This is a genomic window from Mesorhizobium sp. M0808 (genome assembly GCF_040320025.1).
GTDB lineage: Bacteria > Pseudomonadota > Alphaproteobacteria > Rhizobiales > Rhizobiaceae > Mesorhizobium.
The window spans coordinates 75,627-83,141 of the sequence record NZ_JAMYOX010000027.1; the positions used below are offsets into that span (position 1 = coordinate 75,627).

7 protein-coding genes are annotated in these 7,515 nt (G+C 59.8%); 3 read left to right on the plus strand and 4 right to left on the minus strand.

The genetic code is table 11. From position 1 onward, the window contains the following. The first annotated feature begins 287 nt into the window (after positions 1-287). Positions 288-626: a P-II family nitrogen regulator gene (locus NKI25_RS25235; protein WP_019857988.1), complete on the plus strand. Its 339-nt coding sequence runs from the start codon at positions 288-290 to the stop codon at positions 624-626. A gap of 54 nt (positions 627-680) precedes the next feature. Further along, positions 681-2,090 (plus strand): type I glutamate--ammonia ligase, encoded by a 1,410-nt coding sequence (gene glnA, locus NKI25_RS25240; RefSeq protein WP_352457514.1) that lies wholly within the window; start codon positions 681-683, stop codon positions 2,088-2,090. A gap of 114 nt (positions 2,091-2,204) precedes the next feature. Here the strand turns inward: glnA and NKI25_RS25245 are convergent, their stop codons facing one another. Beyond that, entirely contained in the window at positions 2,205-3,245 is a 1,041-nt protein-coding gene (locus NKI25_RS25245) for a glutamine synthetase beta-grasp domain-containing protein (RefSeq protein ID WP_352999675.1), read from the minus strand. A 317-nt stretch (positions 3,246-3,562) separates the two neighbouring features. Between NKI25_RS25245 and NKI25_RS25250 the strand changes: the two genes are divergently transcribed. Next, a complete protein-coding gene (locus tag NKI25_RS25250; protein ID WP_352568581.1) occupies positions 3,563-3,757 on the plus strand; it encodes a DUF2735 domain-containing protein in 195 nt (64 codons plus the stop codon). 84 nt (positions 3,758-3,841) lie between these two features. Here NKI25_RS25250 and NKI25_RS25255 read toward each other — a convergent pair whose 3' ends face one another. The 3 genes from NKI25_RS25255 to NKI25_RS25265 all read right to left on the minus strand — a co-directional run. Further along, positions 3,842-5,728 (minus strand): MFS transporter, encoded by a 1,887-nt coding sequence (locus NKI25_RS25255; RefSeq protein ID WP_352568580.1) that lies wholly within the window; start codon positions 5,726-5,728, stop codon positions 3,842-3,844. A gap of 185 nt (positions 5,729-5,913) precedes the next feature. Continuing rightward, positions 5,914-6,705 carry an ATP12 family chaperone protein gene (locus NKI25_RS25260; protein WP_352795551.1) on the minus strand — a complete coding sequence of 264 codons (792 nt, stop codon included), beginning with the start codon at positions 6,703-6,705 and terminating at the stop codon, positions 5,914-5,916. A 2-nt stretch (positions 6,706-6,707) separates the two neighbouring features. Further along, positions 6,708-7,515 (minus strand): DMT family transporter (locus NKI25_RS25265; RefSeq protein WP_352795553.1); only part of this gene is annotated, 808 nt, incomplete at its 5' end.

Consider the following 7,515-nt stretch of genomic DNA (forward strand, 5'->3'; position numbering starts at 1 on the left):
AAACACACCGGCTATGCCCGGAGCGGCGAGGCGCAGGTCCACAGCTGCCCATGAAATATCCGATCTGCCCATTTTTTGTGCGGACGACGGGACCGGCGGTGTGTAGGCTCGCGGCGTTCATGGCGCATCCGACGCAGGGAATGACGCGAATGTACATTCCCGCGTAGCATGGTATCCAAATCATGTGAGCCCACCCGGCACCCCATCAATTGGCACAGTTCGTGCTTGATTGAGGCGCAAGCGGGGCTCACAACCCGTCTTTTTTGGCAGTGGAGGCCACTTTTTACATGAAAAAGATCGAAGCGATCATCAAGCCGTTCAAGCTAGACGAAGTGAAGGAAGCGCTTCAGGAGGCCGGCCTGCAAGGTATCACCGTTACCGAGGCCAAAGGGTTTGGCCGCCAGAAGGGCCATACCGAGCTTTATCGCGGCGCCGAATATGTCGTCGACTTCCTGCCGAAGGTGAAAATCGAAGTCGTGCTCGGCGACGATGCGGTCGAAGCCGCGATCGAAGCCATCCGCAAGGCGGCCCAGACCGGCCGCATCGGCGACGGTAAGATCTTCGTCTCCAATATCGAGGAAGTGGTGCGCATCCGCACCGGCGAAACCGGCATGGACGCCGTCTGAATTTTCCCGTTAAAAGGCCATGTTCAAAACGTCATCACATAGGGAAGCAGGGACATGACGACAGCCAAAGACATCATGAAGCAGATCAAGGACAACGACGTTAAGTTCGTCGATCTGCGCTTCACCGATCCGAAGGGCAAACTGCAGCACGTTACGATGGATGTCGTCGAGGTCGAGGAAGACATGTTTGCCGATGGCGTCATGTTCGATGGTTCCTCGATCGCCGGCTGGAAGGCGATCAACGAGTCCGACATGGTGCTGATGCCGGATTCCGATACGGTGCATATGGACCCGTTCTTCGCGCAGTCGACCATGGTCATCCTGTGCGACATTCTCGATCCGATCTCCGGGGAATCCTACAACCGCGATCCGCGCGGTACCGCCAAGAAAGCCGAGGCCTACATGAAGGCCGAAGGCATCGGCGACCAGATCTTCGTCGGCCCGGAAGCCGAGTTCTTCGTGTTCGACGATGTCAAGTACAAGGCCGACCCCTACAACACCGGCTTCAGGCTGGATTCGACCGAACTGCCGTCCAATGACGATACCGACTATGAGACCGGCAACCTCGGTCACCGGCCGCGCATCAAGGGCGGTTATTTCCCGGTGCCGCCGGTCGATTCGGCGCAGGACATGCGCTCGGAAATGCTCACCGTGCTCGCCGAGATGGGCGTGCGCGTTGAAAAGCACCATCACGAAGTGGCCGCCGCCCAGCACGAGCTCGGCATCAAGTTCGACACGCTGGTCCGCAACGCCGACAAGATGCTGATCTACAAATATGTCGTGCACCAGGTCGCCAACGCCTATGGCAAGACGGCCACTTTCATGCCGAAGCCGGTGTTCGGCGACAATGGCTCGGGCATGCACGTCCACCAGTCGATCTGGAAGGAAGGCAAGCCGACTTTCGCCGGCAACGAATATGCCGGCCTGTCCGAGAGCTGCCTGTTCTACATCGGTGGCATCATCAAGCATGCCAAGGCGATTAACGCCTTCACCAACCCGCTCACCAACTCCTACAAGCGCCTGGTGCCGGGCTATGAAGCGCCGGTGCTGCTCGCCTATTCGGCCCGCAACCGCTCGGCCTCGTGCCGCATTCCGTTCGGCTCGTCGCCGAAATCCAAGCGCGTCGAGGTCCGCTTCCCCGATCCGGGTGCCAACCCCTATCTCGCCTTTGCCGCCATGCTGATGGCCGGCCTCGACGGCATCAAAAACAAGATCCACCCGGGACAGCCGATGGACAAGGATCTCTACGACCTGCCGCCGAAGGAATTGAAGAAGATCCCGACCGTCTGCGGCTCGCTGCGCGAAGCCCTGCAGAGCCTCGACAAGGACCGCGGCTTCCTGAAGGCCGGCGGCGTATTCGACGACGACCAGATCGACAGCTATATCGAGCTCAAGATGGCCGAGGTGATGCGCTTCGAAATGACGCCGCATCCGGTCGAATACGATATGTACTATTCGGTCTGATCCAGATCGTTGCAGCCAACAAAAAACCCCGGAGGAGACGCCGGGGTTTTTTATTGCGATGCGATCGGAGAGAAAGTCACGGCGCAGACCTGAGGTCTACGCCGGGACGAATGCTCAAGCCGCGGCCGACACCTCGGCGCTGGTCGGGACGAAGGCGATCGTCTTCAATATCTGCGAGGCGATCTGGTAGGGGTCACCCTGCGAGTTCGGGCGGCGATCCTCGAGATAGCCCTTGTAGCCGTTATTGATAAAGGAATGCGGCACGCGGATCGAGGCGCCGCGGTCGGCGATGCCGTAGCTGAACCTGTTCCAGGGCGCGGTCTCGTGCTTGCCGGTCAAACGCTTGTCGTTGTCCGGCCCATAGACGGCGATGTGATCCATCAGGTTTTTGTCGAAGGCTGCCATCAGCGCCTCGAAATAGCCCTTGCCGCCGACTTCGCGCATATAGGCGGTCGAGAAGTTGGCATGCATGCCGGAGCCGTTCCAATCGGTGTCGCCGAGCGGCTTGCAGTGATATTCGATATCGATGCCGTACTTCTCGGTCAGGCGCTGCAACAAATAGCGCGCCATCCACATCTGGTCGGCGGCCTTCTTGGAGCCCTTGCCGAAGATCTGGAATTCCCACTGGCCTTTGGCCACCTCGGCGTTGATGCCTTCATGGTTGATGCCGGCGGCAAGGCAAAGGTCGAGATGCTCCTCGACGATCTGCCTGGCGACTGAGCCGACATTGCTGTAGCCGACGCCGGTATAGTACGGGCCTTGCGGCGCCGGATAGCCGCTCTCGGGGAAGCCGAGCGGGCGGCCGTCCTTGTAGAAGAAATACTCCTGCTCGAAGCCGAACCAGGCGCCCTCGTCGTCGAGGATGGTGGCGCGCTTATTGGAGGCATGCGGCGTCACGCCGTCGGGCATCATGACCTCGCACATAACGAGCGCGCCATTGGTGCGGGCCGGATCCGGGTAGACGGCGACCGGCTTCAGAACGCAATCGGAGCTGTGGCCCTCGGCCTGCATGGTCGAAGAACCGTCGAAGCCCCACAGCGGAAGCTGGTCGAGCGTCGGAAACTCGGCATAGTCCTTGATCTGCGTCTTTCCGCGAAGATTGGGAACCGGGGTGTATCCATCGAGCCAAATGTACTCGAGCTTGTATTTCGTCATTCTAGCCTCTCGTTGCTTGATCACCGAACCCTGGATGGCGCCGGAGCAGGCCGGCCTATCCAGCAGCCGACCTGCCGGATTATCAAAAAGCAATTCGTGTGCCATTCTCGCCGGCGACGGGTGCGGCAAAGTGAGGTCGCATCGGCGCAAAATTGCCGGGCCGCTGCAAGGTGCGCTGGGATCACTCACAAGCATAGTTTGCATAAATAATGTGCAACTAGTGATCTTTTTATAATCATATTGCCTAATTCGATTGCTGAACCTATCTTGGGGAAAGGTTGAATCGGCTAGGTTCTGTCGAAGAAAGGAAACCGACAATGGAAATCACTTCCACTCGTCAGTCGGCCAAAATCCTGATGTTCCCGGTGGCAGCGCGCGTGTCTGCCTCAAATTTAAGCGGAAAGGCTAAGTTCGCGGCAGAACTTGCTTCTTTGCGCAACCGCACGGATTTCGGAAGTGCCTGGTATCATGAGGCAGCGATCGAGGAAGCGAAACAGGATCGGAAGAGCTAGGCTTCTCCGTCCGCGTATTTGATAAATTGGCAAAGCCCGGCGCGATCGCTCGCGCCGGGCTTTGCTTGAGCCGGGACAGGTCGGCTACTGCTTGGTGTGCAGGTCTGTTCCGAGGGTATCCCTGACGAAGATCATGCCAATGATCAGCGACATCGCTGCAACGGCGACCGGATACCAGAGGCCGTAATAGATGTTGCCCTTAGCCGCGCTCAGCGCGAAGACGGTCACCGGCAGTAAACCGCCAAACCAGCCATTGCCAATATGATAAGGCAGCGACATGCCGGTGTAGCGGATGCGGGTCGGGAACATCTCGACCAGGATCGCAGCGATCGGCCCGTAAACCATGGTCACGTACAGAACCAGGATGAACAGGATGCCGATGGTCAGCGGCCAGTTGATCTGTGCCGGATCCGCGAACATGGCAAAAGCGCCGGACGCGGGAATGTTGTAGACTGTCACCTCGGTTGCGCCAGCCGCTTCTTCCTTGGTCAGGATCTTGTCAGCGACTGCCTTGTCTGTCGGGACGGTCGTTTTTTCGCCGGCACGAATCGCGGTGGCATCGAGTTTAAGCTCGGGATTGGCAGCCACAAAAGCGTCGAGCTTCTGGTCGGCCACTTTCGATGCCGCACGCTTTAGAGGATAACCTCCATCCTGTAAGGCGATATTGATTGCCTTGCCGAAGGCTGTGTCCTTGGCCTTCAACTGGTCGCCAGCCGCGACCGCGTCATAGGCTTCAGCCGTTTCGTTGCCGATCTTGACCGTTGCAGCAGTTCCGGGCGCGGCTGTCGTGACCACATCGTATGGCACGGAACTCTTCGCAAGGAATGCCGTGGCAACATCGCACGAGCTGGTGAATTTCCATGTTCCGGTAAGATTGAATTGGAAACTGCAGTCGCCCGGTGCGGCGGTGACGGTTGCTCGAACATTTTCCTGCGCGGTAGCTAGAGTGGGATTAGCGGCGCGGGTCAGTGCCTTGAACAGTGGAAAGGTGGTGACGATCGCCAGCGCCAAACCCGCCATGATGATCGGTTTGCGGCCGATCTTGTCGGAGAGCCAGCCGAATACGACGAAGAAGATGGTGCCAAGCGCCAGCGCGATCGCGATCATGATATTGACCGACTGCGGATCGACCTTGAGCACGTTCTGCAGGAAGAACAGCGCGTAGAACTGGCCGTTGTACCAGACCACGGCCTGGCCAGCGGTAAGGCCAAGCAACGCCAGCAATGCGATCTTGGCGTTTTTCCACTGGCCGAAGGCTTCGGACAGGGGTGCCTTGGAGCCTTTGCCCTCTGCCTTCATACGCTGGAAGGTCGGAGACTCGGCAAGTGACAGGCGAATCCAGACCGAGATGGCGAGCAGGACCGCGGAAACCAGGAACGGAATGCGCCAGCCCCAAGCTGTGAAATCTTCCTTGCTGAGGGAATTCTGCACAATCAGAATCACGATCAGCGACAGGAACAGGCCGAGCGTTGCGGTGGTCTGGATCCATGAGGTGTAGAAGCCACGGCGGTCATCTGGAGCGTGCTCGGCGACGTAGGTCGCGGCGCCGCCATATTCGCCGCCAAGCGCCAGACCCTGGAGCAGACGGAGCGCAATCAGCATGATCGGCGCGGCAATGCCCCAACTGGCGGAGCCGGGAAGCACGCCGACGAGGAAGGTCGACAGACCCATGATCATGATGGTGACAAGAAATGTGTACTTGCGGCCGACGAGATCGCCGATGCGGCCGAACACCAGGGCACCAAGCGGGCGAACGATGAAGCCTGCGGCAAACGCCAGAAGCACGAAGATATTTCTCGTTGTTTCCGGATAGGAGTTGAAGAATGCGGTGCCGATCGCGGCCGCCAATGCACCGTAGAGATAGAAATCGTACCATTCGAAAATGGTGCCGAGCGAGGAAGCAAAGATGACCTTCTTCTCCTCGCGCGTCATGCCGCGGCTTGTTTTGCCGGCGGTCGATGCCATTGCCATGAGCGTATCCTCCCGTGTGATTCTGCCAGTCCTCGATGCGGCACTTCATCGTCCGCGTTTCCTCGCAACGCAGACTCAGTGCAGCCATCAGTGCAAAAAATGACAGAAAGCAGTGCCCAGAGGCAGACCGCCTTTGGGATTATGACTTTGGTCTAATGTGCAGTGCGAAATCGCAGGTAGTGCCGTCAGCCTTTGAGAGCGTCGAGCAGTCCGACTGCCGCCATCATGTCGCGCTTGCGGGCCGCGCGGCGCGCGAGCGCCTCGGCATCATGGCCCCATTGCTCGGCCTGCCAGTCCTCGTCGACATGGCCGGCAGCCCAGGCCGCCTCGCCGTCTAGCTCGCCGACATCGACGGCCAGCGCCAGCAGCGCCGATCCGGTCAGCGACGTCATGACGTGGATGGCGGCAAGGCGCAGCGGATCGGCACGTTGGGCAAGATGCTGGCCAAGCAGCGCGATACTCTCGCGCGGCTGTTCGACATGGATCACGCCTTCGGCGAGATGGAACCGGGCGCCGAGCGCGCTGTGCACCCAGTCGATGACGGGATCCCAATGCTCGTTCTGCCGGTCGACGAGTCCTTGGGGCGCATCGGCGCGGTAGCAGAGCAGATCGGACGAGGCAAAGCGCAGGATGTCCTCCAGCACGGCCTGAGGATCACTGGCGACGCCATCGATTGCCGTATTGACCAGACGCATCACCGGCATCGTCACCGGGTTGATGGTCTCCTCCTGTGCGGCGAATTCCTTGGCGACGAGTGCAGCCGCCTTTTCGGTCGGCAGCGCCAGCAGCGCCTTGGCCGGCGTGCGGACGGGCTTGCCATCGAGATGGACGGCAAAACCGTCTTCGACCGGTGCTACCGCGACGGTCTTGTAGAAGCGCTTCGGCAGCGGCGTCTTCATTTGGATCTGGGCGCGACGCACCGGGTCCGGATCGGAGAGCTGCTTTCCAGCTTCGAGGTCGTTCAATATATCGCGCATGCTCATCCGGGACTTTGTTTTCGGGCCGGCCGGTTGACGATGATGAGTCCGGCGGCGATCAGGGCGAGTGCCAGGAAGATACGAACGGTCAGCGGCTCGTTCAAGAACACGGCGCCGCACAGCACACCAAACACCGGCGACAGGAAGGTGAAGCTCGACAGTCCAGATGCAGGGTAGCGCCGCAGCAGCCAGAACCACAGCACATAGGTGAAGGCGACAACGTAGACGGCCTGGAACAGCAGAGCCAAGGTTGGCAAGACGGTAAAGTTGCGGACGGGCGGCCCGGCAAAGGGCATCACCAAAATGCCGACGACGGCGGCCCCGGCCAGCTGATAGAGCAGCAGCTTTTCGGCGCTGGCCGTCACCAGCTTCGACCGCTTGATGACGATATTGGTCACGGCCCACAGAATGCCGGCACCGAGACTGAGCAAATCGCCGCCCAATGTTGCGCCGCCATTGGCGCTCAGTTTATCGGAAAACACCGCGATCAGTCCGGCGAAAGCGAGCAGAAGACCAACCAGCTTGCGTGCCGTGATGCTTTCGCCCAGCAGGAAATGGCCGCCGACCAGCATCCAGAACGGCATGGTGTTGACCAGCAAGGTATTGCGCACGACAGTGGTGTGCTCGAGCCCGACATAGAGAAACAGGAACTCGAGACCGAAAAGCGCGCCTGCCAGGATGCCGGCGAGGAGGGTCTTGTCGGGCGTGAACAGCGCAATGCCGCGCCAGCGGCACCAGCCGAAAACACACAGGCCGCCGATGACCGAGCGGGCGATGGACAGGAAAACAGGGTCGTAGCCGGCATACGAG